21 protein-coding genes are annotated in these 25,094 nt (G+C 55.3%); 5 read left to right on the top strand and 16 right to left on the bottom strand.

Annotated elements, in window-relative coordinates; genetic code table 11:
• The first annotated feature begins 28 nt into the window (after positions 1-28).
• Complete coding sequence (locus tag K3729_02180) at positions 29-721, top strand: Crp/Fnr family transcriptional regulator (protein UWQ99626.1); 693 nt, start codon at positions 29-31, stop codon at positions 719-721.
• On the opposite strand, the gene K3729_02175 is transcribed toward K3729_02180, so the two are convergent.
• The 11 genes from K3729_02175 to K3729_02125 form a co-directional block, all read right to left on the bottom strand.
• Positions 718-2,118, bottom strand: coding sequence for a TRAP transporter large permease (locus tag K3729_02175; protein ID UWQ99625.1), 1,401 nt, complete (start codon positions 2,116-2,118; stop codon positions 718-720). The two genes, K3729_02180 and K3729_02175, sit on opposite strands and share 4 nt — an antisense overlap.
• Before the next feature lie 2 nt (positions 2,119-2,120).
• Positions 2,121-2,759, bottom strand: coding sequence for a TRAP transporter small permease (locus tag K3729_02170; GenBank protein ID UWQ99624.1), 639 nt, complete (start codon positions 2,757-2,759; stop codon positions 2,121-2,123).
• A 69-nt stretch (positions 2,760-2,828) separates the two neighbouring features.
• Positions 2,829-3,839 carry a TRAP transporter substrate-binding protein DctP gene (gene dctP / locus K3729_02165; GenBank protein ID UWQ99623.1) on the bottom strand — a complete coding sequence of 337 codons (1,011 nt, stop codon included), beginning with the start codon at positions 3,837-3,839 and terminating at the stop codon, positions 2,829-2,831.
• Between the two features lie 122 nt (positions 3,840-3,961).
• The gene (locus K3729_02160; protein UWQ99622.1) at positions 3,962-4,354 is read right to left on the bottom strand and encodes a monovalent cation/H(+) antiporter subunit G; all 393 of its coding nucleotides are present in this window, start codon (positions 4,352-4,354) and stop codon (positions 3,962-3,964) included.
• A complete protein-coding gene (locus K3729_02155; GenBank protein ID UWQ99621.1) occupies positions 4,351-4,638 on the bottom strand; it encodes a K+/H+ antiporter subunit F in 288 nt (95 codons plus the stop codon). Before K3729_02155 ends, K3729_02160 begins: the two co-directional genes overlap by 4 nt.
• The gene (locus K3729_02150) at positions 4,635-5,135 is read right to left on the bottom strand and encodes a Na+/H+ antiporter subunit E (GenBank protein UWQ99620.1); all 501 of its coding nucleotides are present in this window, start codon (positions 5,133-5,135) and stop codon (positions 4,635-4,637) included. The genes K3729_02155 and K3729_02150 overlap by 4 nt, the downstream gene beginning before the upstream one ends.
• A gap of 2 nt (positions 5,136-5,137) precedes the next feature.
• Positions 5,138-6,721, bottom strand: a complete 1,584-nt coding sequence (locus K3729_02145) for a monovalent cation/H+ antiporter subunit D (protein UWQ99619.1) — start codon at positions 6,719-6,721, stop codon at positions 5,138-5,140.
• On the bottom strand, positions 6,718-7,065 hold the full coding sequence (locus K3729_02140; GenBank protein UWQ99618.1) for a Na+/H+ antiporter subunit C: 348 nt from the start codon (positions 7,063-7,065) through the stop codon (positions 6,718-6,720). The genes K3729_02145 and K3729_02140 overlap by 4 nt, the downstream gene beginning before the upstream one ends.
• Positions 7,065-9,929, bottom strand: a complete 2,865-nt coding sequence (locus K3729_02135) for a monovalent cation/H+ antiporter subunit A (protein ID UWQ99617.1) — start codon at positions 9,927-9,929, stop codon at positions 7,065-7,067. Before K3729_02135 ends, K3729_02140 begins: the two co-directional genes overlap by 1 nt.
• Before the next feature lie 106 nt (positions 9,930-10,035).
• Positions 10,036-11,364 carry a sigma-54 dependent transcriptional regulator gene (locus K3729_02130; GenBank protein UWQ99616.1) on the bottom strand — a complete coding sequence of 443 codons (1,329 nt, stop codon included), beginning with the start codon at positions 11,362-11,364 and terminating at the stop codon, positions 10,036-10,038.
• A complete protein-coding gene (locus K3729_02125; GenBank protein UWQ99615.1) occupies positions 11,361-13,079 on the bottom strand; it encodes a sensor histidine kinase in 1,719 nt (572 codons plus the stop codon). The genes K3729_02130 and K3729_02125 overlap by 4 nt, the downstream gene beginning before the upstream one ends.
• Positions 13,080-13,235: 156 nt before the next feature.
• Here K3729_02125 and K3729_02120 point away from each other — a divergent pair, with 156 nt between their 5' ends.
• The 4 genes from K3729_02120 (at position 13,236) to K3729_02105 (ending at position 18,437) form a co-directional block, all read left to right on the top strand.
• The gene (locus tag K3729_02120; GenBank protein ID UWQ99614.1) at positions 13,236-14,810 is read left to right on the top strand and encodes an ABC transporter substrate-binding protein; all 1,575 of its coding nucleotides are present in this window, start codon (positions 13,236-13,238) and stop codon (positions 14,808-14,810) included.
• A gap of 71 nt (positions 14,811-14,881) precedes the next feature.
• Positions 14,882-15,856 (top strand): ABC transporter permease, encoded by a 975-nt coding sequence (locus K3729_02115; protein ID UWQ99613.1) that lies wholly within the window; start codon positions 14,882-14,884, stop codon positions 15,854-15,856.
• Positions 15,856-16,761: an ABC transporter permease gene (locus tag K3729_02110; GenBank protein UWQ99612.1), complete on the top strand. Its 906-nt coding sequence runs from the start codon at positions 15,856-15,858 to the stop codon at positions 16,759-16,761. Before K3729_02115 ends, K3729_02110 begins: the two co-directional genes overlap by 1 nt.
• On the top strand, positions 16,761-18,437 hold the full coding sequence (locus K3729_02105; GenBank protein UWQ99611.1) for an ABC transporter ATP-binding protein: 1,677 nt from the start codon (positions 16,761-16,763) through the stop codon (positions 18,435-18,437). Before K3729_02110 ends, K3729_02105 begins: the two co-directional genes overlap by 1 nt.
• On the opposite strand, the gene K3729_02100 is transcribed toward K3729_02105, so the two are convergent.
• The 5 genes from K3729_02100 to K3729_02080 form a co-directional block, all read right to left on the bottom strand.
• On the bottom strand, positions 18,434-19,372 hold the full coding sequence (locus K3729_02100) for a hypothetical protein (GenBank protein ID UWQ99610.1): 939 nt from the start codon (positions 19,370-19,372) through the stop codon (positions 18,434-18,436). The genes K3729_02105 and K3729_02100 overlap by 4 nt on opposite strands.
• A 10-nt stretch (positions 19,373-19,382) precedes the next feature.
• Complete coding sequence (locus K3729_02095) at positions 19,383-22,538, bottom strand: M10 family metallopeptidase C-terminal domain-containing protein (GenBank protein ID UWQ99609.1); 3,156 nt, start codon at positions 22,536-22,538, stop codon at positions 19,383-19,385.
• Positions 22,539-22,624: 86 nt separating this feature from the next.
• Positions 22,625-23,854 (bottom strand): four-carbon acid sugar kinase family protein, encoded by a 1,230-nt coding sequence (locus K3729_02090; GenBank protein ID UWQ99608.1) that lies wholly within the window; start codon positions 23,852-23,854, stop codon positions 22,625-22,627.
• The gene (locus tag K3729_02085; GenBank protein UWQ99607.1) at positions 23,851-24,648 is read right to left on the bottom strand and encodes an N-acyl homoserine lactonase family protein; all 798 of its coding nucleotides are present in this window, start codon (positions 24,646-24,648) and stop codon (positions 23,851-23,853) included. Before K3729_02085 ends, K3729_02090 begins: the two co-directional genes overlap by 4 nt.
• The gene (locus K3729_02080) at positions 24,645-24,938 is read right to left on the bottom strand and encodes an antibiotic biosynthesis monooxygenase (GenBank protein ID UWQ99606.1); all 294 of its coding nucleotides are present in this window, start codon (positions 24,936-24,938) and stop codon (positions 24,645-24,647) included. Before K3729_02080 ends, K3729_02085 begins: the two co-directional genes overlap by 4 nt.
• Positions 24,939-25,094 lie beyond the last annotated feature (156 nt).

Genomic DNA, 25,094 nt, shown 5'->3' with positions numbered 1-25,094 from the left:
GGTCAGGCCCGACACCAGATAAAACCTCATGAGCATTTTTGACGCCAAGTTGGACGAAAGCAGCAGTATTCTGGTTGCAGCGATGGCCCCTGCAGACTGCCGCATCCTGTTTGAACACGCGCATCGAACATCTTATCCGGCGGGGCAGATGATCTTTGCCGCGGGCGAACCAGGTCAGATGGTGATGCTCATCGAGACCGGCAGGGTCGAGGTTTCGGTCACATCAATGACAGGCCGCAAATCCGTGCTCGCACATATGGGACCGGGCGAGGTTCTTGGTGAAATCGCGGCTTTGGATGGCGGGGTGCGCAGCGCTGACACGGTAGCAACAACACCCGTGACCGGTTTAATTTTGTCGCGCGAAAACATCCTGAAATTCGTGACCGAACGCCCTGCGATTGCCCAAGCGATCATTACCGAACTATGCCGCAAAGTTCGCAACGCCTCCGACATGTTCACGACCCAATCAATCACCGAAGGTGGGCCGCGGCTTGCGCAAGCATTATTGCGACTGTTCGACAAATGGGGCGTTGCCGAAAATAACGCGACACTCCTGTCCGAACGTTTTTCACAAACGGAAATCGGGGAATTCAGCGGTCTTGCCCGTGAAAACGTAAACCGCCATCTCAAATCGTGGGCAGAACTTGGAATTCTGAATACACAAGGGCGGCGCTTACGTCTGATCGACCGCGCCGCCCTAGAAAATATTGCCGCAGGTTAAACTTGGCTGGGTAGCCAAAGCACGATCCAAGGGAACGCGACCAGCAGGGCGATTGTAATCGCGTCAGCGATGAAGAACGGTGTCACTCCTTTGAATACGTCCTGTACGCTAAGGTCATCGCGAACACCCGCCACGACAAAGCAGTTGAGGCCGATAGGCGGTGTGATCAGACAGAACTCTGCCATTTTCACCACCAAGATCCCGAACCAGATCGCGCACATCGGACCAGACATGCCGAATGTGCTGTCCACGGCCGCAACCGCTTCGCCACCGTTCAGCGCCATGACGGCCGGATAGACCACTGGCAGTGTTAGCAGCAGCATCCCGATTGCGTCCATGAACATGCCCAGCACAGCGTAGGCCAACAAGATGCAGATCAGGATCAGCATTGGCGCCATGTTCAGCGACGTGATCCAATCGGAAAACGCACCCGGTAGGTCAGCAAAGCCCAAGAAGCGGACATAGATCAACACGCCCCAGATGATCGTGAAGATCATCACGCTTAGTTTTGCAGTCTCTAACAAGGCGTCTTTCAGCTGGTGCCACCGCATTCCGCGATACATCGCGACCAAGAATACGACGAACGCACCAATCGCGCCGCCCTCTGTGGGCGTACCCCAAGCGTCGCCGCCAAACGGGTTATAAACGAACAGGATGATCGTTAGAACCACGAACACGATAGGCAGCGCAGGAGGCAGCGATTCAAACCGTTGACGCCATGTAAAGCCGCGCACGGGTGGGCCGAAATTCTTGAACGTCATCGCCATCCCGATGATTAGAGACGCATAAACGATCGCAGAAAACGCACCGGGCACGAAACCTGCAAGCAGCAATTTACCCACGTCTTGTTCCACGATGATCGCATAGATGACCAAAATAGCAGACGGCGGGATCAACGACGCCAGCGTTCCTGCTGCAGCCACAACACCAGCCGCGAAACGTTTGTCATAGCCAATATCCAACATCTCTGGGATCGCGATGCGCGCGAATACCGCTGATGTCGCAACGGATGCGCCAGACACCGCTGCAAAACCAGCCGTCGCGAATACTGTCGACACAGCCAAACCGCCCGGCACCCACGCGAACCAACGCTTCGCAGCTTCGAACAACGCCTGTGTCAGACCCGCATAATAGGCCAGATAACCGATCAGAATGAATGTCGGGATCAAGCTAAGCGCTTGCGACGCGACCTTGGAATGTGGCACCTGCCCTGCGGTTTTCACCGAAACAGTCAGCGCCCACATGAACTGTTCGGGATCGTACCCCTTCTTCGCCCAGAAAATCCAAATCAAGCCGGTCATGCCTGCCATTGCGGCCGCGAACGCAACACGCATCCCCAGCAAAACCAGCACCAACATGCCGCCTGAAACGATCAGGCCAATATCAATCGGTTCCATGTTTAACGGCCTTCTTCTGCGCCAGAGACCGTCTCGGCCTCCATGCGGGCTTGGGTTGCGGCATCAGCGACAAGGGGCACAGCAATTGCCTGTTCTTCATTGCGGATGATGGCGCGGACATAGGCCCAGACCTGCAACATCAATCGCAGGCACAGAACGCCAAATGCGACGGGCGCCAACAGTTTCGCAGGCCACAGCGGCAGGGCGATATCCATCGAACTATCGCGGCTCCACATCGGAGATCCGAAATCAAAGCTGCGGGCGAAATGCGCCCAAGTGCCCCAAACAAGCAGGATCATCAGGATCAAAATGGTCAGTGTCGTGATCAGTTCGACAATATACAAAGGGCGACCGCTGAGTTTGCTGACGATCATGTCCATCCGGATGTGACCGCCATCCCGCTGGGTAAACGACACGCCCATAAAGGCGATCAGCGGCATCGCCTGCTGAATCCAATCGACATATCCGGGCAGCGGTTGGTTAAGAAAGTTGCGCCCGCCAACAGACACAACGGCCAGCAGCATCAAACAAAAGACCGCCAAACCACTAATGAGGGCAAAAGCGCTTTCGAGTTTGTAGAGCTGTCGGTCAATTTTACTGAGCGTGCTGTCGTCGGACAGCACAAGGGATGAACCAGCCATGGCAGGTCTCCGTCCAAAAATGAGAAAGACCCCGCGCCAACAGTATCAGCACGGGGTCTGTATCAGGGTTTAGCTGTCGCCAGCGATCATGCCAGTCACAAGATCGTACAGTTCTTGCGCAGGCAAACCACGACCCGCGTTATCCGCGATCCATGCTTCAGCAGCAGGGGCCGCAGCGGCTTCTTTGAAGGCTGCGATTTCGTCATCTGTGAATGTCACAGATGTGATCCCGCGCTCTTCCAATGCTGGGCCCCATGCAACCATCGTGTTGTCGTTATAGTTGGACACATAATGATCGAGCGCTTCGTCGATGGAATCCATCAATGCAGCGCGGTGATCGTCCGACAGGTCGTTCAACGCGTCAGTGTTCGCCACAACTGGGCAGTTCACAGTGCCCGGGTTCAGGTTTGTCGTCCACCACGTGCCGTTTTCGATTGTGCCGAATGACATGTGTGCGTGTGGTGCGAATGCGACCGCTTTCACAACGCCGCTGTCCATCGCCTGACGTACTTCGGTCGCGGACATGGATGTTGGAACACCGCCAACTGCTTCCATCGCTGCACCGATACCACCGGTTGCACGCACGGACAGACCGTCAAAGTCAGCCAAAGTTGCAGGCGCATCGCCGACACCCACAAGGTTGTACTGCGGCAATGGGGACGGCATCAAAAGCGTCGCGTTCCAACGACCAAGGTCTTCTTGGGCTGCTGGGTGGCCGTAAACAGCCATGGACAATTCAACTTCCTGCTCAAGCGATGACACGCCGAGGAACGGCAATTCCAGAACGGTGATGGATGGGTTTTTGTCACGGTGGTAGCCCGCACAGAACTGCGCCATTTCAAACGCGCCGATGGAAATACCATCTAGGTTTTCGGTGTTTTTGGACAGACCACCATAGCTGATGTTCAATGTGAATTCGCCGTTCGTTTTCTCGGAGACGAGTTCAGCCAGCTTTTCAACGTGTTCGGTAAACGCGCGGCGTTTGCCCCAAAGCGATACGTTCCATTCGGTGGCCAAAGCTTCGCCAGCAAATGCAAGTGTGACAGCCGCAACAGCGGATGATTTCAAAATAGTACGCATGATTTTCCTCCCAGAGACATGCTGATGTCTGAGGGAAGACTAGCAAAGGATTTGCGACCTGCCTATGCAAGAAAATGCCTAGCGACATGGTTCTGCTCTGCGGATTCCCGCAAAGCCAGTTTTCAGCTTTCGACAGGCGTCTCTGCCAGTTCGCGGTCCGCTTCAGGCACGTTCAATGTGGCCCATGTATCATCGCGTGGCGGCGGCGGAGGCGTGATACAAGATTGGTTGTGAATGTTCACTTTCGCCATGAAATTCGCAGAAATCGGGGCCGTAACAAACAAGAACCCCATGATCAGCAATTCATGCAATGACCCCTGCCCGATCAGGAAAGAGTTCAACATCGACGCCATCAGGAACGCACCGATGCCGACGGTCCCTGCCTTGGTGGGGGCGTGCAGGCGGCTCATTGAATTATCAAGTTTCAGCAGGCCGATGGCGGCGACAAACGTGAAAAACAGGCCAATAATCAGCGAAATCGCGACGCCAATGGTGAGAATAAGATCAAGAGTCATTCGATGATGTCCCCCCGCAGTACAAATCGGGCGTATGCGACCGTGGAAACGAAACCGAGCATTGCAATGATCAGCGTCGCTTCGAAATAGATCTGCGTGCCTTGGAAAATGCCGATCAGGACGATCAAGCCAATTGCGTTAATCACCATCGTGTCCAGCGCCAGAATACGGTCGCCCGTGCTCGGCCCTTTCCACAATCGGACCATCGCCATGATCTGGGAAATCGCCACGATGATAAACGCGGCGTACAGGCACCATGTCACAAGATCAGTTGCAAAGGTCATTGGAATATCTCCAGCAAACGGCGTTCGTAGCGGTCTTTGATGTCATCGCGCACAGCGTCCGGATCATCAGCATCCAGCGCATGCACAAGCAGGCTGTGCCCCTCGTCGGACAGATCAGCCGAAACAGTTCCAGGCGTCAGCGTGATCGTTCCGGCAAGGATCGTGATCGCCTCTGGTGACTTCAGCTCCAGCGGGATGATCACCCAGCACGGTTTCATTTGCGCGTTGGATTTCGTAAGGATGATCCAAGCAACTTGGACGTTCGCGACAAGAATATCCCAAACAACCAAAACACAGTATTTCAGCATCGGGATCAGGCGCATCCGGTCAGGGCGATCCGGCCACCAACGTGCGGTCAAGAAGGGAATGACGATGCCCAGAATGATCCCGAAGACGACCATCCCAGCAGAAACGCTGTTCTGCAGCATCGTCCAAACGACTGCTAACAAGAGCGTCAGGAAAGGGTGCGGGAACAGTTTTTGAATGAGGTGTTTCATATTTAGTGCTCACCCTCTTCATCAGTCGCATGATCGTCGTCGCCGTACCCATCGTCTTTGTAATCCGACAGCTTGCCCGGTGTGTCCAAAACGGTCGAGACATACGCGTCAGGCGCAAACAAATCTTTGGCAATCGCCGTGGTGTAGGACGTTGCGGGTCCTGCAAAGACCGTGTGTGCCACGAGCATCGTGATCAACCCACCGACCGCGACATATGACAACGCAGCAGGCGGTACCGCGATCTCTGCATCTTCGGGAACAGCGACGCCTTTCGCTTTCCAAAACACTGTGCTGCCAGCCCGTGCAAACCCCACAACGCTGATCAAGCTGGCCCCAAGCACAACTGCCCAGACCCAAACCATCGTCGCCGTGTCAAACGCAGCATCTAAGATCAGAAGTTTGCCCAAGAAGCCGGACAGCGGCGGCAAACCAGCCATAGCAATAGCAGCGACAAAGAACATCGCAGCGGTAAGGATGCCGCCTGCAATTGGTGGCTGCGCCGTCAGGTTCAGGTTTTCACGACCCGCGCGTGCAAGGTCAGCGATCAGGAACAGGGCCGCCGCGGCCAACGTCGAATGCACGATATAGTAAAGCGCGGCAGCGATCCCTTCGGGTGTGAACAGCGCAATTGACACCATCACCATGCCCATTGATCCGATAACCGAGAACGCGATCAAACGATCCAGCTTTTTCGCGGCCAATACGCCGATCATGCCAACAGCCAACGACACCAGTGCTGCAGGCATCAACCACCAACCGTGAAGACCAACAGTCGCCTCAAGCTCTGGCGGGAAGATCATCGTGTAGACCCGAATAATCGCGTAGGCGCCAACCTTTGTCATGATCGCGAACAGGGCCGCGACAGGGGCTGGTGCTTCCGCGTAGCTGGACGGTAGCCAGAAATGCAGAGGCACAATCGCCGCTTTGATCGCAAAGACCATCAACAGCAGCACGGCCGCAACACGGATACCGGACGATTCCAACGGATCGAACATCTGCACGCGCACAGCAAGATCAGCCATGTTCAGCGTGCCTGTCTCTGCGTAGATCGATCCAAGCGCGAACAAGAACAGGGTCGACCCAAGCAGGTTAAACAACACATATTGGACGCCCGCCCGCAAACGGACAGTACCGCCCGCGTGGATCATTAGGCCGTAAGACGCAATCAAAAGCACTTCGAAGAACACGAACAGATTGAACAAATCACCCGTCAGAAATGCGCCCATGATCCCCATCAGCTGGAACTGGAACAAGGCATGGAAATGCCGCCCGCGATCATCCCAACCGGACCCGATGGAATAGAGCATAACAAACAATGCAAGCACCGATGTCAGCAGGACCATCAATGTTGATAGCTGATCCGCGACAACCACGATCCCAAACGGTGCTGCCCAATCACCAAGCTGGTACAGTGTCACCGTGCCGTCAGATGCCTGCCACGCCAGCCCCAGGGCCACCGCGATCAGACCGACAATACCGGCCAGCGAAATTACCCGTTGAATGCCGATGTGATACCGCGCGGCCAGCACGATGAACGGCGCCAGAAATGCGGGCAAAACGATAGGTAGAATGACCCAGTGGCTCATGACGCATCTCCCGTCTCATGTTCGGGTTTTGGATCATCAACATGGTCGTCGTTTGCACCGAGAAACGCGCCCAGTGCGATCATCACGACGACCGCAGTCATCCCGAAAGAAATCACAATCGCGGTCAGGACCAACGCTTGTGGCAACGGGTCGGTGTAGGTCGTCGCATCCGTCAGGATGGGTGGTGCGCCAACAGTCAAACGGCCAGATGCGAACAGGAACACGTTCACCGCATAAGTCAGCAGCGATACACCCATAATCACAGGGAACGTCCGCAAACGCAGAACCAGGTACAGACCCGCAGCAGTCAGAATGCCAATGGCGGAAGCAACAAGAAGTTCCATTATTGGGCCTCCGCTTTCAATTCATGGTCTTCGCGGGATGGGTCAATATCCATCGGGTGATCCGGATCGTCCACATGGGCACGGCGGGCCAGTCGCGAGAAGCTTTCAAGCGACAGCATCACAGCACCAACAACGGCAAGGAAAACACCCAGATCGAACAATGCGGCGGTTGCCAGTTCGAATTTCTCAAATGGCGGAATACGCACATAGGTAAAATCAGACGTCAGGAACGGTTTACCAAAGAACCATGACCCGATCCCCGTGAGACCCGCGATCAGAACACCGGCCCCGATCACACCGTGATACGGATAGCGGACACGGGCCGACGTCCAGCTAAAGCCGCTCGCCATGTACTGCATCACAACCGCAATCGATGCGACAAGACCCGCGATGAAACCACCACCCGGTTCGTTGTGACCGCGCCAGAAGATATAGAACGCAACCATCAACACGACAGGCATAATCACGCGGGTCATCACAACCATCATCATCGGATGCATATCACCGGCACGCGGCTGATCGGGTTTGCGGTTCAACAGACGAGCGCGGACAGGGCCGGACAGCAGTGTCTCAGTCAGTGCATAGATCAAAAGCGCTGCGATCCCGAGCACGATGATCTCGCCGTAGGTATCAAAGCCACGGAAATCGACGAGGATCACGTTCACGACGTTCGTACCGCCGCCGCCTTTGTAGGAATTGGCGAGGTGATATTCAGAAATGCTCGGCGCGATCGTGTCCCGTAGCAGGTAATGGTAAGACAGACCCATCGCAGCCAAACCGACGACAACGGAAATCACCGTGTCAGATGTCCGGCGCAACGCACTACTTTCAATCGGTGTCCGGTTCGGCAGGAAGTTCAGTGCAAGCAGCAGCAAAATGATTGTGACAACTTCAACAGTCAGCTGGGTCATCGCCAAATCAGGCGCGCTGAACACGACAAAACCGACGGATACCATCAAACCGACGATACCAATCAGGATCAGTGACAGCAGACGATTGCGGTGCAAGAAGACGAGCCCCAGTGTCGCCGCCACCAACATCAACCATCCGGCAATCTGAATGAAGTTGGCGGGCTGCAATTCGCGCGTCGCAGGGGCCACGGTTCCGGTTGCCCAAGCATGGTAGCCGACAGCAACAACCGTTACCGCCATGATCGCGGCATAGCGTGAAAATGAACCATCATGCAGCGGCGCGATGATCTTGCGAGACAGGCTGACCGACGCCGCGATGATTGCCTCGAAGATTGTTTTCGCTTCTGGGCGCGGTGCCGCATCCCACAAACGTAGCGCAGGATTGAAGATCGCGAGCATCAGCAAACCACCGACAACCGCGATGATCGACATGTAAAGCGCAGGCACCAAACCGTGCCAAATCTTGAAATACGCTTTTGGTACCTCTGCGGCTTCACCCAGCACAGAAGCAGTGACCATCTTGATGAACGGCTCGGCAAGGAACGGCGCAACACCGATCAGCACGACCAAAACAGCCAGCAATGCAGGTGGTCCCCACATGCCGACAGGTGGATCATGCGGATGCGCGGGGTAATCGTCGCGCTTCGGTCCAAGGAATGTGTGGCCAATCAGGCGGAAGCAATACGCGGCAGAAAACAGCGACCCGATGGTGGCCAAAACAGGCACTAACAACGGCGAATTGAACAGAACCGTGTGGTTCGCTTCTTCCAGCATCATTTCCTTGGACAAGAACCCGTTCAGCAGCGGAATACCCGCCATCGAAAGTGCGGCAATCGTCGCGATCCCAAAGGTGATCGGCATCAGGTGACGCAAACCGCCCAGCCTGCGAATGTCGCGGGTGTGGGTTTCGTGGTCGATGATCCCGGCAGACATAAACAAAGCGGCCTTGAACGTCGCATGGTTCAGGATGTGGAACATCGCAGCCATCGCGCCGAACGCGGTGCCTGTGCCGAGCAACATGGTGATCAAACCCAGATGCGACACGGTTGAGAACGCCAGCAATGCCTTCAGATCATGTTTGAACAGCGCAATCACAGCGCCCAGAACCATCGTGATCAATCCAGCTGTGGTCACAATCACGAACCATTCCGGCGTGCCTGACAACACCGGCCACATACGGGCCATCAGAAAAATTCCGGCTTTCACCATCGTGGCAGAGTGCAGATAGGCAGACACAGGCGTCGGGGCTGCCATCGCGTGCGGTAGCCAGAAATGGAACGGGAATTGCGCTGACTTGGTGAAACAACCCAACAAGATCAGGATCAACGCTGGCAGATACAGCGGATCAGCTTGAATCAAGTCGCGGTTCTGCAGGATCACGGACAAATCATAGCTGCCGACGATCTGACCAAGGATCATCATCCCACCGATCATCGCAAGGCCACCCATCCCCGTGACAGTCAGGGCCATGCGGGCACCTTGGCGACCCTCGGGCAGATGCTTCCAGTAGCCGATCAGCAGGAATGACGACAGCGACGTCAATTCCCAGAATACCAACAAAAGCAGTATGTTATCGGACAGAACAATCCCGACCATCGCCCCTTGGAACAACAACAGATAGGTGAAAAATTCGCCCATGTTGTCTTCGCGGGCCAGATAGAAGCGGCCGTAAGTAATAATGAGCAGGCCGATCCCAAGGATCAGGCAAGCAAAGAAGAACCCAAGCCCGTCGAGCATCAAGGTCACGTTCAGCCCAAGCAGTGGCATCCAATCAATGCGGGCGGTGACCAGATCACCGGCCAGAACTGCGGGCAGGTTCGTCAACAAACCCACAAGGGCCATCAAAGTCACCATGAACGTGACACCTGCGACGGCCGTCCGGCCAGCAGCATTCATAACGCCGGGCAGCAACGCCCCTAAAAATGGCAAAGCAACGATAAGGAAGAGGGACACGCGAACTCCTGATCTTTAGGCCGAAATGGTTGGCTCGTTTTGGTTTAAAATGGATCGCACCTCAAGGGAAACAAGTCTTATCTGAGTGATTTTGTCGATAATTGATCTACAATAGGGCGTCTTTATCGAGACCAAGCTTCACAATCTTCTCGTTCAGCGTGCGTCGGCCTATGCCTAGCGCTTCGGCGGCGGCATCCATGCGTCCGGCGTGCGCTGTGATCGCTTTGCTAATCAACTCGCGTTCGAAAGCCGCAACAGCAGATCGCAACGCATCCGGCACGTCGTCCAATTGCTGGTCGTTCCGAATGGCGCGCGCCATGCTGCCAGACCCGCGCCGCGCCGCGAGAACACGACGTTCCCCCACGTTGCGTAATTCACGGACGTTGCCGGGCCAATCATGTGCAAGCAGAGCAGCAAGATCATCCTTATCCATATCAGGCGGTTCAATTTCGTAAGCTTCGCCGTATTCCCGCAAGAAATGCGTCATTAACAACGTCACATCATCCCGACGCTGGCGCAGCGGTGGGATATTCAAAACGACGGTATTCAATCGGAACAACAAATCCTGACGCAGATCTCCTGCCGTCACGGCGGCGTCGGGATCTTCGTTCGTGGCCGATACAATGCGGATATCGACGGACACAGGCGTCGCGGACCCAACCGGCAAGACCTCCTTATCTTCGATGACGCGTAGCAGTTTGGCCTGGACCAATGCGGGACACGCCGCAATTTCATCAAGAAAAACCGTTCCACCACTGGCCGCGACCAACCGGCCCTTGGCACCGCCATCAACGCCAAACATCTCTGTTTCGAACGTTTCCGCCGACAAAGCCGCACAGTTCAGGGCCAAAAACGGACCATCAGGATTGCGCCCAAGATCATGCAGGGCACGCGCGACCAATTCTTTGCCAGTCCCTGTTTCACCAAGCACCATGACAGGCGCATCGGCTTCGGCGATATCCAAGATGTCTTCGCGCAGCGCTCTAATCTCGGAAGTCTGACCAAGCAGCACACGGTCAAGGCCGGACAACTGCAGCAACCGTTCCCGCAATCGGCCATTCGCTTGGGTCATACGGTGATTGTTCGCTGCATTCCGCAGGATCGTCAGCAATCGCCGTGGCTCATACGGTTTTTCAACGAAACTATAGGCCCCGCTTTGGATCGCCTGCACCGCCATCGGAATGTCACCATGTGCGGAAATCAGGACAAGCGGCGGCGCAAAATTGGGATCAAGGCTTTCCAATAGATCAAGACCGGACATCCCCGGCATCCGCACATCCGACAAAATCACGTCCGGCATCATCGTTGCCAGTTGATCAGCCACAGCGCTTGCACGTGACAAAGCATGTGCTGTCCAACCCGCTGCGTCCAGCAATTCGACCAAGGATTCACGCATTGCTTTGTCGTCATCAACGATCAAAATACTATGGCTCATGATGTCGTATCCTCTGTCGTATCGGCAAACCGGATATGAAAAACCGCACCGCCATCGGCGCCGTTTTCAGCAGTCATATCACCCCCGTGATCGCGCACAATCTGCGCAGAAATGGCAAGACCTAACCCCATACCACGTCCGCTATCACGGGTTGTCATGAAAGGCTCTGCCAAATCTGCAAGCGTGGCATCCCCCAAACCGTGCCCGTTATCAGTGACCGACACCCACGCCGGATCACCGCCCAATACGACCCTAACACTGGGATTTTCCGCCTCTTCAACCGCATCCGCCGCATTGCGCAGGACATTTGTCAGGACCTGTTCGATCCGCAATTTGATCCCGCGCGTCATGACAGGTTCGTCAGGCATATCCGAGATCAACGCAATTCCGCCAGCACTGTAATTCGGTTCAACCAATGCAATTGCCGCCTGCAAAGCGTCACGCAGATCGAATGGTTCAAACGGTTCGCTGCCGGACCGCGCAAAGAACTTAAGTTGACGGGTGATCCCTTCCATCCGATCCACGAGACCACCGATTTTGCCTGCTATGTCTGGCGCTGCCTTTGCACTGATTTCAGCGGCGGCGATGTGGTTGCGCATCGCGGCAATTGGTTGGCCAAGCTCATGGGTCACGGATGCGGACAACTGGCCCAATGCCGCCAGACGGCTGGATCTTTCCAATTCGCCCTGCGTCCGCTTCAAACGGCGTTCGGCGCTGCGGCGGTCCTCAATTTCTACGGCCAGCCGATCATTTGCGCGCCGCAGCTCTGCTTCCTCGTCGACCGATTTTTGCAAAGCCACAGCCATACGGCGCGACCTTTGGACTTGGACCATGATAAACGCCAAACCCGCCGCAAAGATTAAAGCCGCAGTCACTAGCCATGTGCGTGTCGTAGCGCGGTCATCGCTTGCAAAGTAATGGATTGCCCAATCATGCGGCAAATCACGCGCGACCACGTGTAATCTTTCATCACCGCCAATCGACGCACGAAACGCGTCATGGGGCGACCATTGTAATGGTTGTAGGTCCTGACCGGAAAACTGGCGGCTTTGTGCAATGGCGCCGCGTTGCGTATCGGTCAATGCAGTCAGCGTGCGGTATTGCCACGCTTCATCTGACGCCAACAAGACAACGCCATCCTGATTGACCAACAAAACTTGTTCACCAGAATCTCGCCAGCTTTGCGCCAATTGGGACAGATCGATCTTGATCGCAATCACGCCAACAATCGCATCGGCCCCGTCGCGCACCGCATCTGCGATAAAATAACCGGGCAAACCGGTTGTCGCACCAATCCCGTAGAACCGACCCTGCCCACCGCCCAATGCCGTCTGGAAATACGGACGGAAGGCATAGTTTTGACCAACAAAACTGCCCTCCAGATGCGCATTAGACGCTGAAATCGTAGCACCACTGGGCTGCATCAAATAGATGGCATCCAATTCAGCCTGAGCCGCGAAATCTTTCAGTCGATCATTCAACAGATCACGGTCACCACCTTGGGCCGTCGCCACAACAAACGGATCGCGGGCCAGAACATACGTCAGGTGCGAAAAGCGCGCGAGCTCGGACGTGACCGTGCTGTGATAAAGCGACAACCGCCCTTCGGCTTTCGACAATTCCTCGGATTCGAAATACCGATACGACAATTGGTTAACCAAGGCGGCTATGGCCAAGACCACAAGGGCTGTCAGAAATCGGGGAAGGCGGCGCATGTGTATCGGTCGCGTGAAATGGGTCAAATGTCAAACAATCAGGGTTTTCCAATGACGACAGCGGACTAGGTAGCGATTGGCGCACATGAAGCGTGATTTGACAAAATGTCGCACGGCGTCAGTGTGATCAGGACGGAATCAAAAATGGGGATACACATGCGTTTATCGAACAAACTTAAACTCTCGGCGACAGCGCTTGCGCTGATTGCGAACGGGGCAACTGCGGAAACGCTGCGCTGGGCATCCACGACAGATCCACAGACAATGGACCCCCATGCCGTGAACGCGGCCCCTGTGCTGTCGTTCCTGAACAACGTGTATGAAGGTCTTGTGCGCCGCGGCAAAGATATGGCGATTGAACCGTCCTTGGCTGAATCGTGGGAACCACTCGAAGGCGAAAACGGCTGGAGGTTTAATCTGCGCCAAGGCGTGACCTATCAGGACGGGTCCGAATTTACGGCAGAAGACGTGAAATTCTCCTACGAACGCGCATCAAACGAAGCATCAGACGTGCGGTCATGGTTTGCGCCGGTTTCTGAATTCCGCGTCGTTGATGACTTTACCGTCGAATTCGTAACCTCCGCGCCGAACCCGCTGTTCCCTGACAGCATCGCGAATTTCATGATCATGGACAGCGGTTGGACGACAGACAACGACGCAGCCCTGCCTGCACGTGACGCGGAAAACCATGCAACCCGCAATGCAAATGGCACCGGCCCATTCATGATTGCATCCCGCGACCCGGGCGTGACAACGACGCTTGCGCCATTTGAGGGCTGGTGGGACGAAGCGGAACACAACATCACCGAGGCGACATTTACGCCAATCGGCAACGCATCCACGGGGCTTGCCGCACTTTTGTCCGGCGAGATCGACTTCATCCAGCCAATCCCGTTGCAGGATGTGGGTCAGGTCGAAGGCCGCGATGGATTTAAGGTTCTCGAAGGCTTGGAAACCCGCGTGATCATGTTTGGCTTTGGCCACGAACACGACACTCTGCTGTTTTCCGAAGATGTGACGGACACAAACCCTTTCACAGATCCGAAAGTGCGGCTTGCAGTGGCGCATGCGATTGACGTGAACACCATCGACCGCGTCGTGATGCGCGGCAAAATCGAACCTGTCAGCCAATTGGTACCTGAAGGCATCTCTGGCTATTCCGAAGCAAACGCAGACCGTCCTGAATATAATCCAGAGCGTGCGAAAGAACTGCTTGCCGAAGCTGGGTATCCAGACGGGTTCTCGTTTGGTCTGAAATGCACAAACGACCGCTACATCAACGATGAGGCGCTGTGCCGTGCGGCAGCATCTATGCTGGCCGCTGTTGGTATGAACGCAGAACTGACAACAGTGCCAGTGCGCAACTACTGGGAACAACTGCGAGCCGACGATTTCGACATGTACCTGCTGGGCTGGTCCCCAGGCACATTCGACGCGGAACACCCGATCCGTTTCTTGATGCATTCTCAGGATGACGAAAAGAAACTGGGTTCGTGGAACTTCGGCAACTATTCCAACGCCGAAGTTGACGCGCTGCTGCCGCAAATCCAGCAGGAAATTGATGCGGACGCCCGCCAGGCGCTGATTGATCAGGTTGTCGAAATCACACAGGCCGAAACTGCCTATGTGCCGCTTTACACACAGCCGCTGATTTGGGCTGCGAAAGACAACGTTGATCTGACACAGCGTGCCGACAACTTCTTCATGTTGCGCTGGGTCACTGTGAACTAATCCACGCGTTACGCGTTTATCAAAAGTCAGGGCCGCATTTGGCCCTGACTAGACACGAATAGGCCAATACGATGATCTATCTCATCTTCAAACGGCTCGTCCAATCGGCGTTTGTGATGTTGGCTGTCGCGTTTCTGGCCTTTTCACTATTCCGCTTTGTGGGCGATCCGGTCAGCCAGATGACGGGCGTCGAAACCTCGGTCGAGGACCGCGAACGCCTGCGCGAAGATCTTGGCCTGAACGACCCCTTTGCCCTACAATTCTACCGCTTCTCAACGGATCTATTGAAAGGCGACTTTGGCTATTCCTACCGGACCCGCGAACCCGTCGGCGAAATGATCGCGAAACGCCTGCCCGCGACGCTTGAACTTGGCACTTTCGCGCTGGTCATATCGCTGATCATTGGCATCCCCGCTGGCGTTTACACAGCGCTACGACCAAGCGGCGTCGCATCCCAAGCGATCTTGCTGACCACCCTTGTCGGCGTCTCGATCCCCACGTTTGTGATCGGGATCATGCTGATCTTCCTGTTCGGCGTGCAGCTCGGTTGGCTTCCCACCTTTGGCCGATCCGGCACCACACAAATCGGCGGGTGGAGCACATCATTCCTCACGCTCGACGGCTGGCGGTCATTGATATTACCGGCTCTTACGCTTGGGGTTTATCAACTGACCCTCACCATGCGGCTCGTCCGTGCGCAAATGATGGAAGTCATGAAAACCGACTACATCCGCTTCGCGATGGCACGCGGCATCCCGACGCGGTCGCTGCACTACAAACATGCGCTCGCGAACACGATGGTCCCCGTCATCACGATCATTGGCCTACAATTCGGCGGCGTGATCGCGTTTTCCATCGTAACAGAGTCTGTTTTCCAGTGGCCCGGCATGGGCCTGCTGTTCCTTGAATCCATCCGGTTTGTCGATATTCCGGTCATGGGCGTCTACCTTGTCGTGATCGCGTTTTTCTTTGTGTTGGTGAACCTGATCGTTGATCTGCTCTACGTGGCAATCGACCCGCGCCTGCGCGTGAAGGAGGCAGCGTAATGTTATATCGCCTTTGGGACAGTGACGGTTTCTGGCTTTTCCGACGCAGACCAGCCGCCATCATCGCCGCACTCACAGCGCTTGCGATCCTGTTCGGGGCAATCTTCGCACCGTGGCTCGTAGACACTAATCCGTATGATTTGGCGTCTTTTTCGCTGATGGACGGACTTTTGCCACCCATGTGGGAAGAATTCGGCACAGCCCGCTTCCCGCTTGGCACAGACGATCAAGGCCGCGATATGGTCGCCGCGATCCTGTACGGCGCGCGCCTGTCGATGCTGATCGGGATCGTCGCGATGGCCATCGCGCTGGTGCTTGGGGTCAGCCTTGGCCTGATCGCGGGCTACTATGGCGGCCGATTGGACGCGATCATCATGCGGGTCGCGGACGTGCAGCTGGCGCTGCCTGCGATCCTGACCGCATTGCTCATCGACGGTATCGCGCGCGGCATTCTGCCCTCGGACATACATCAAGAACTGCGGGTGATCGTTCTCACAACCGCAATTGCCCTATCGCTGTGGGTGAACTTTGCGCGCACCGCCCGCGCGTCCGTCTTTGTCGAAAAGAACAAAGAATACGTGCAGGCTGCGATGATCATGGGCCAACATCCCCTGCGCGTCATGCTGTGGCATATCCTGCCCAATATCATGGGGCCACTGCTGGTGATCATGACCGTGGACCTTGCCAGCGCGATCCTGCTCGAAGCCACACTATCGTTCCTCGGCATCGGATTACCGGCGGATTCCCCTTCGTTAGGCACGCTTATCCGCATCGGCATGGGCTTTCTGCTGTCCGGCGAATGGTGGATTTTGTGGGTACCAACGATGTTCCTTGTCGCCCTTGTCGTGTCCATCAACGTGCTGGGTGATTTCTTGCGCGATGTCTTTAACCCGAGGTTGCGCTGATGTTGTCCGTCACAAATCTGACCGTCAAATTCCCGTCGCGGCGGGGTGAATTCACGACCATCGAAAACGTGAATATCAGTGTCAAAGCAGGCGAAATCCACGGCCTTGTCGGCGAAAGCGGGGCTGGCAAATCGACCATCGGCGCCGCCATCATCGGGCTGCTGCAAAGCCCCGGTTATGTGGCACAAGGCGAGATGTCTTTGGGCGACACCAACCTGCGCGACCTGACAACCGCGCAGGCACATGCGGTGCGCGGTGCGCGTATTTCAATGATCTTCCAAGACCCGCAAACCAGCCTGAACCCGCTGATGCGGATCGAAGACCAGTTGATCGAAACGATGCAATCGCACGAGGATATTTCAGACACTGATGCACGCGCGCGTGCCGTTGATCTGCTGACCGAGATCGGAATCAAAAACGCCAGTGACCGGATCAAGGCCTACCCCCACCAGTTTTCCGGCGGCATGCGGCAGCGTGTTGTGATCGCGCTTGCGCTATGCACGAACCCCGATCTGATCATCGCGGATGAACCGACAACCGCACTTGACGTGGCGGTTCAGTCTCAGGTTCTCGACCTGATCCGCGAACTGGCGGACACACGCGGGATCGGTTTTATCCTGATCACCCACGACATTGGCGTGATTGCGCAGATTACCGATAACGTCACCGTTTTGCGTGGCGGAAAAGTGATGGAAAGCGGCCCAACAGAACGCGTACTGCGGCTGCCAGAACACCCATACACGCGCGCCCTGCTCGCCGCTGTTCCGCGACTGGATCAAAAGATCGACCGCTTTCTTGTTCCTGCAACAGAAGCCGACGTCGACGCACCCGAAATCGTCAGCGGGATGGACGCAGAGGCGTGGTTACTGGCCGGTGGCATCCAAGACCCCATCGGGTTGGAAGCGCAGGACATCACCGTGAAATTCGCAGGCGAACGCACGTCTCTGTTCCGCAAACCCGACAGTTTCACCGCGTTAGACTCTGTTTCCATGTCTGTCAGACCGGGCACGGTAATGGGTCTTGTGGGCGAAAGCGGGTCTGGCAAATCGACGATGGCAAAGGTTTTAACCGGCCTCGTGCAGCCCAGCGCAGGCACGATGACGCTGGACGGCAAACCGCTGCCCGACGCAAAATCACGGGCACGCAAAGACCCATCGCGGCGGATCATCCAGATGGTGTTCCAAGACCCCTATAGTAGCCTGAATTCCCGGCACCGTGTTGGCGCGCTGCTTGCGGAACCACTGTGGCTTTACGGGTTAGAAGACGACGCCAAAAAGCGCCGCGCGTTATGTGCTGCGATGTTGTCGCTTGTTGGGTTGGCACCTGATGCGATCGACAAATACCCGCATCAATTTTCAGGCGGTCAACGACAACGGATTGCGGTGGCGCGTGCGCTTCTGGCGCGACCGCGGTTCCTAATCTGTGATGAACCGACATCAGCCCTTGATGTGTCAATCCAAGCCCAGGTGTTGAACCTGCTCAAAGACCTGCAAAGCACCTTTGGACTGACAATGCTGTTCGTCAGTCATAACTTAGCCGTCGTGCGGCAGATGTCTGATGACATCACAGTTCTGCAAGGCGGGAAAGTCATGGAATCAGGCGGATCAGAGCCGTTTTTCACCAATCCACAGGCCGACTATTCGAAAAACCTGCTGTCGCTGACGCCAACGCTTTAGTCGGCGATGAACGTGCCATAGACGATGCCCTCGGTGCCTTCGGACAGGATCAAACCGCCGACCTCGTCAGGGGTGCCGCCATCGGCATCCAACCCAAAGAACTGCCCTTGGGCGACCGTCGTCGTGTCTGACCCCGTAATGTCCACAGCGCCGTCACTATCGCGCAGCGACAAGGTACCGCCCGAAAACGCACCGTCGGCAATGATTGCATTGCGCAGCTTGATCTCGGTCACAGGGCTATCCACGACAAGGCCGCTGATCTGGCTAACACCTTCAAATTCGTCCAACGTCACGGTCAAGCGGTCGACACCAAATGCCACGTCAACAACGCTGCGGCCCTTGATCAGGTCGACACCGTTTGTGCCAGTGATGACAAAACCGGATGCACCACCTTCAAACCGCGCATCACCGGTCGTGCGCAGATCGGCAAGCGGCGTGGCCAAACCAACAATCCCAACCGCGTCTGCCTGATGAAACGCAGATGCATTATCATAATCGCCCAGCACATCATTATTGAGGTACGCAGCCACGTCAGCAAGGCTAAGCGATCCATCAATTCGTTCATACAACCCGTCGCGGGTCAGTACACTCCGGCTACCGTCGGTGTTTGTGACCAATGCAGCGGATGAAATCACAGTTTGGTTCGCTTCGATTGCTGCCAATGTCGCCAAAAGAACCGGATCACTTGGATCGATTTCAACAGGTGCGACTGTGCCCACACCATCCAACGACGGTGCAACTTCGTCTTCGATTGGCGGGGTTGAAGTCGCAAGATCATCTGGCAAGTCAACGTCTGCAGGATCAACCGGTGTCGGCTCGGTCGGGACAGGTATAGGCACATTAACGGCCACTGGACCGCTGCCGCCGCCACATGCGGACAGGATTGTCAGGGAAAGCACCGCAGCAGGGATCAAAATGACCTTTGGGACAAACATCTGAAAACCCTTAAAATACAAAATCATCGGCACTTAACGTCGTGGCAGAAACGCCAAACACCGTGACTGATGTGTCTTCGGCAGAGAACACAGCACCCTGCGCACCGTCAGTCACAAAATCCATGACGTTTGAGGCGTCAATATCACGGAAACCGGACAGTTTGATGGTATCCACACCGACCGTGAAATCGACGCTCGACGGATCAATATCGCGGCTTGCGGCCGTTGTAATGTCACCGACAAGAAAACCCGCAATGACATCGTTTCCGTCGTCTGGACGGAACACAAACTGATCGGCACCACGCCCCCCCATCAGGAGATCATCATCCCGACCGCCGATAATGACGTCATCGCCAAACATCAGGCCACGACCACCTTCGCCGCGGATCTTGTCATTGCCAACACCGCCGGACAGATTGTCCGCGCCGATCCCACCGATGATCACGTCGTCGCTGCCGTTGCCTTGAAGGTTTCCGTTACCGGACAGCGCAACAACCACGTCATCACCTGCGCCGCCCGTGGCCGTTGTGTGACCCAGACCATCAATAATTAGATCATTATCGCGACCACCGTTCAATGTGTCGTTGCCAGCAAGCCCATACAGCCCGTCTTCACCGTTGCCACCTGTCAGAGTGTTATCCAACACGTTGCCAATAATCAGATCGCGGAAACCGCCACCAATGGCATTTTCGATCAGGGACGACAGGTTGCCGTTGTAAAGGTACGGATTGGCGATATTACCTTCGGCAAAATATACACCTTCGCCTGTCGTATCTGGCAGGAAGCGTTCGCCGAAACTGGTGAAGCTACCGGGCTGCAGATTGATCGTCATGTGATCTTCGCCATTCGACAGATCAAGCGTATCAATGCCCGCACCATCCCAGATCGCACGCTGCATCTTGTTGTTGTTCGGCAGGCCTTGGGATTCGCCGTTAATCAACAACTCGCCTGTGCTGAAGTTCACTTGGTAAAGTGTATCGTCTGACTGGGCTTCGAAGTTGGCCCCGAACTGGTACTGCAGGGCTGCAATATCAGCCAACATGAACGTTTCCGGCCCGTGTTCAGTGCCATAATACAGGGAATTCGTATCCGGGTGGGCGCGATAGGACATCACGCTCCACGAATGACCCTGATAGGCTTCCGGCAAACCATGTTCTTCATCGCCGTGACCATGGTCGTCATGGGCGTGTTCAAGCCCAAGTCCGTGACCCAATTCATGCAAGATCAAATGGTCAACGTAGTCGCCCATGATCGGCGTATCGCGGTCGGGGTTATACACATGCATGACTCCGCCGTTGTAGCCATAGACATATGCGGTTGATGTGTTTTCGCGGAAGCTAAAATAAAGGTCCGCATTTTGTTCCAGCGCGTCCACTTCGGTGAACGTCACACCTGTGTATGCGGTGACATCCGCAAAGACCTGCAAATGGCGGTCGATAGAGGCTTGGTTCAGAACCGAATTCGCATCATCAAAGGCGATATCGGCTGTTAAATCAAAGGTGTATGTGATTTCCCCGCCAGCATCATAGACGCTGTCCATCAACAAGCCGTCGATCAGTTCGTCAAGAAGGGGATCACCGGTATCAATCACATCAGGCCTACGGACACGGTTATAGCCATCAACGGATTCGTCGCTTTCAAACACACCAACATCAACTGTCCCGAGCCGGGATTCCCCGTCGAGGTCTGTTGTGACAGCAGACAAGTTCGTGCCCGCGTTAACCGCGGCAGAGCTTGGGTCAATGTGGTAATTCCCGTAAGCAGCATCCCGGAAGCCAGCGTCGGCGATTTCTTCAAATCCCCCGCTAACTGGGCCCGTTGTATCGCTTTCGGCCCGTATGCGCAAACCGCGTCCGCCGACGAACATGTTCGTCACGGCCGTAATGGCGGTCGCATCCGCAGATGCGTCCACGGCAAAGACAGTATCATCGCTCAGGCTGATCAGGTTGTTCGCGATGGTATTGACGCCAGACGTTGCCAACCTGATTGCACCTAGCGACGCCAGTTCACCTGACACAAGGCCCTGACCGCTAAAATACCCTTCCCACGCGCTACCTACGACATCATCTTGCGCCAGCAACGTGTTCAAATAACCGGCATCGACAATCGTGTTGTTCGCAACAGTCGCGCCGCGCACGTTGTTCAGGGTCACCGCGGCATTACCAGCCCGTTCAATCAAATTGTTGGCCACCAGCATTTGGCCGTGATCCCACATCGTGCCGCTTTCAGGATCGACGCTGTCCATCGCATTCTGAAAATGGATTGATTTGCCTTCATCAATTTTCACGGTGACCGTGGTTTTGGACCCAACCCACGACACCATAGTATTGTAATTGTCGCGGAACGTGTTGTCGGTCACGAAGATCTTGAAACCGTCGTTTTCATCGAAACTATCCAGCCCCTTAAATGACACCGCATGGGTGCCATTCGACGTGTGCTGGGTGTTGTTGTAAATCTCGTTGCCCGTCACGGTGATGTAGTCGTTACCACCGTGCGCAGAAATCGCGTGCGCTGCACTATCGTGGATCACATTATTGACGATCTCGATGTGGGTACTGCCCTTTGGCAACGATATCGCTGCAGAATTGAAAAGGACGGGCTTGCCGGATCCGCTTTGATCGATGCCTGCGTCTTCATGGAACTGGATCATCTCGTTGACAGTTTCGACCAGCACTTCGTTAGGATCACGTTCAAAATATTCGTAGACTGGATTGCCGTCCGCGTCCTCGGATGTCGCGATCCGGTACGTCCACTGCGCGTCCAACGCATCATCCAAAGTGACCGATGTCGCGGGTCCTTCGATTTCAAATCCCTCAATCCGAATGTGACTACTGTCACGCAGAACAATCGCGCCGTTGCCGTCGTAATGGAATTTGACAGTGCCTTCGTACAAGGGCTTGATGACAATCGGGTTGGCTTCGGTGCCGTGAACATCATTCATTTTGACGATGGTATCGGAACTGTCTTTCCAGATATCGCGGACCCAATCGCTGCCGTTCCAGATCAGATCGCCATAGGTATCATTCTGATAAGTACCCGGAAGATAGTAAACCGTATCACCGGGCATCAGCGCATCGCCGATCCCGTCGATTGTGGCAAAGGGAAAATCACGCGTGCCTTCATTTGCATCATCGCCGAAGGTGCTGACGTAATAGGTCGAAGGCATAAATCACCAAAATCACTCGAATAGATCGAGGATTAGGCGATTATCATGCCAGCAGAACGGCACAGCCTAGGCATCATTAAGGCGAATTATGACGGGCGTTCCATAAGTGTTAACGCTTCTGCAAAGAAATTCGGCCCACCAAAGTTTCCGGATTTCAACGCGACAGCCAGTGGACAGTCATCCACCGCCAGCACAGGCACGCCCGCCGCTAGACGTGGACCAACGCGCAGGTTTCGCGCGTTTAACCCCGATACAGCTGCACCGGACGTTTCGCCACCAGCAACGACCATCCTGTTAATCCCAGCATCTGCCAAAGCCGCCGCAAGATCGGCAAACATACTTTCGATCGCGCCTGCAATCACGTCGGTGCCGTATGTCTCTTGCGCTGCACGCACGACATCCGGATCGGCAGAGGTATAGACCAACGGCGGCATATCTTGCGCCAGCACCCAATCCACGATGTCATCGACCTTTCCTGCGCGGTCCATCACGTCAGCGGCAGATAATTCCTTCGCAGGGTTCGTTTTTGTGAAATTTTCAACCTGACCACGCGTGGCGCGGCTACACGACCCAGACAAAACAACACCCGGTCCCGTCACACCGTCCCAAGGCACCGCTTTCGCCGTCAGCCCGAAATTCACAGGCAGTCCAATCGCAATACCGGACCCACCGGTCAACAATTTCCGGTCCTTCACGGCTGCACCGATAGACCGCAGATCATCATCTGCAATCGCATCCACGATGACCATCGACTCGGGCAACGCAGCGATTGCGCCTTCAATGGCATCGGCGCCTTGGCCGACCACCTTCATCGGCACATGGGTCACGTCCCACGTGGTTTGCAACGCCAATACACGCCTGAGATCCGCGTCAGCCATCGGCGTCAGCGGGTGATCCTGCATCCCACATTCATTCAGCAAACCGTCATTTACGAACAAATGCCCTTGATAGACACTGCGTCCGTTTTCTGGAAAGGCGGGGCACGTCACGACGTGTGTTTCACCAAGCCGTTTTGCTAAGGCTTCCGCCACCTGCCCGATGTTGCCCTTTGCGGTGCTATCGAACGTTGAACAGACCTTGAAAATGATCTGGCTGGCCCCCTGCGACAGCAACCATTCACAAGCTGCAAGCGATTGGGCAATCGCATCATCCACCGCAATCGTGCGCGATTTCAACGATACAACTCCCGCGTCCACATCCGCCACGTCGGCATCGGGAACGCCCACGAATTGCATCGTCCGCATACCCCCTTCGGCCAGTGTCAGGGCAATGTCGGATGCACCGGTGAAATCATCCGCGATGACGCCTATTTTCATGTCTTTATGTCTCGTGTTGGACCGCGATCTAGTCGGGTGATATGGTCCGCAATGTCCTGCGGAAAGTAGTCTCTAACAAGGGGATCATGGCCAGGAATGATAAGATTTGGATGACTTGCCAATTGTTCCAACGTTGTGAAACCATCGAGCATGTTTTGCATATCTACCACAATCGGAAACGGTTTGCGGGCATGCAGATTTTCCCAAAAATGCGCCGCATCTGACGCCAGTACCAAGCACCCTGCCGATGTCCGCACGCGCACCGCCTGTAAACCGCGTGAATGGCCGCCAATACAATGCACAGTCACGCCATCCGCCACCTGTCCATCACCGTCGTAGAAGACGACTTTGCCAGCATAAAGACGCTTGATCGCTGTGCAAATGTGATCCGCCGTAAAAGGCATCCGCAGCGTGTCGTGACACATACAGGGGCCGGTCGCGTATGCCATTTCCGCGGATTGCATATGTAAGGTCGCGTTCGGGAACAGGTCCAGCCCGCCAGCATGATCATAATGCAGATGGGTGACGATAAGGGTCGTGATGTCGTCCGGCTTGATCCGCAAAGGTGCTAGGGCTGTGACGGGATCCATGCGAATTGGACGATCCCGCGCTTCTGCCTCTGCCCCGGCATAGCCGGTATCGACAAGAATCGTTTGATCCCCGCACCGCAGCACCCACATGAAATAATCCATCGCATGCGGGGCGTCGTGGTTGTCATCAAAGATAAAGCTATCGGCACGGGTCCGTGCATTGCGATCCGCGTACTTGACGGCATGGACCAGCCATTCGGTCATTGGGCAACCTGCGTGAATGTCTTGATGTCTTTAGCGGCAATCATTGGACCAACTGCAGAGTCAAAGTTTTTGAAATGCGTGCTGCCCAGATGCACGTCAAAAGCAGCGCGATCTTTGTATAGTTCGTACAAGAACACCTCGGTGGGGCGATCCGGTTCCGTTAGGACATCGAATTGCAAGCAGCCTACTTCTTGCGCCAAAGAAGTCTGCGCATTCGCGATCATCAGCGGCATGAAATCTTCAACGCGATCTGGATGCAAAGAGAATGTCACGCAAACGGCGTAAGTCATGATACTGTCCTTCTTTTTCCAATTGCAGTGCGCAGTAGAAATTTGATGTCGTTATTAACATTTTCCCCCTGCCCTCCAAAGGGTTTCTTCGCGTATGAGTAATGCATACTAGTGTGTCACCAGATAAATATGCATTATTGCATTTTTTAACGTATG

This window comes from Rhodobacteraceae bacterium S2214 (genome assembly GCA_025141675.1).
Taxonomy (GTDB): Bacteria; Pseudomonadota; Alphaproteobacteria; order Rhodobacterales; family Rhodobacteraceae; genus Yoonia.
The sequence above is the reverse complement of the archived record's forward strand: the minus strand, read 5'-3'. Positions and strand labels throughout refer to the sequence as shown.